Below are 1,367 nucleotides of genomic sequence, written 5' to 3'. Positions count from 1 at the left end.
CATCAAGGTCACAGATCGGTTATTGAGGTTGCCGATCGCCTACACCACGACCGCTGAACGATCCGTGCACCAAGGCTCTCGCCATGGGCATTGCGGTAGCCCGGCCTGCGGTTGATGGCCCGCATCCGGTACAGTTAAGTCCAATCTGCTTATGCAACCCAACCGGCGACGCCCGATCCGGCTTCTTGGCCCCCTTCGATCCACTGCTCCTGTAAATCGGGCGGCATTGCAGCCGCCGGTCAAAAGTCGGCAAGCTTGAGAGGTTACGCTAAAACATCAGCACCTCCCGCGCCGCATGGCGCACCGTCGATCCAGAGATAGGGCCATTCACCTTCAATCGGCCGGTGGAGGAATGCCTTCACCTTGTCGTCGATCTCCTCGCAAAGCCTTGAGACCTGGCTCTTGGAGATGCCCGACATGCCCATGGCCTTGACCAGGTCGTCGACGGATCGGGTCGAAACTCCCTGAATGTAGGCTTCCTGGATCACGGCCGTCAGAGCCTTCTCCGCCATGCGGCGTGGTTCGAGAAAGCTCGGGAAATAGCTGTCTGTGCAAAGCTTGGGAATTCGCAGCTCGACGGTGCCCGCCCGTGTCTCCCAGTCCCGGTCGCGATAGCCGTTGCGCTGGGCAAGTCGAAAGCCATTCTTCTCGCCGTAGCCCGCCCCGGTCTTCGTCCCGACCTCCAGCTCCATCAGCCGCTCGGCCGCAAAGCCGATCATCTCACGCAACAAATCGGCGTCGGCACTCCTCTCAACAAGCGAGCGCACGTTCATCATATCGTCGGTCATCGGTGGTCTTTCCATCAGGTTGGTCTTGAACAACCCGACCCTACCGGAAAACACTGGTGACCACCGCTATCGAGCTACACATGGGGTAATCGCGGCGCGATTGTCCAAGCTCCATTTATAAGATGATGGCTGGCGTGGGTGGTTGCCCCCGGTGAGATGGAAATTGCGGGCTCACGATTGGCACCGGGCCCAAACATCAAGTGGAGGCAACCATGGACCAATATATAGGGCTGGACGTTTCATTGAAAGACACCGCGATCTCGATCCGGGAGGACGGGAAGCGGTTCTGGCGGGGGAAGTGTCCTTCGGATCCAAAACTTCTGGCAGAGATGATCCGCAAGCATGCGCCGCACGCCAGGCGCGTCGTATTTGAGACGGGGCCGTTGTCGACGTGGTTCTATCACGCCCTGACAGCCGAGGGGATGCCGGCGATCTGCATTGAAGCGCGGCATGCGCAAAAGGCATTGGACGAGACGCTCAACAAAACCGATGCCAATGATGCGGCGATGTCACGTTGTTTCATGGACGCCTGAACAAGGCGCTTGTTTGTGACGTCAGGCAGTTGCGCCGGTCACGGCT

The 1,367-nt window shown here is 59.1% G+C and carries 2 pseudogenes; one reads left to right on the top strand and one right to left on the bottom strand.

Features of this window, described 5'->3' with window-relative positions:
* Positions 1–305: 305 nt before the first annotated feature.
* A pseudogene (locus FFR93_RS40370) lies at positions 306–788 on the bottom strand (transposase); the annotation flags it as partial.
* Positions 789–1,000: 212 nt separating this feature from the next.
* Between FFR93_RS40370 and FFR93_RS40365 the strand changes: the two are divergent.
* A pseudogene (locus FFR93_RS40365) lies at positions 1,001–1,291 on the top strand (transposase); the annotation flags it as partial.
* Positions 1,292–1,367 lie beyond the last annotated feature (76 nt).

This window comes from Rhizobium sp. MHM7A (genome assembly GCF_005862215.1).
Lineage (GTDB): Bacteria > Pseudomonadota > Alphaproteobacteria > Rhizobiales > Rhizobiaceae > Rhizobium > Rhizobium bangladeshense.
The sequence above is the reverse complement of the archived record's forward strand: the minus strand, read 5'-3'. Positions and strand labels throughout refer to the sequence as shown.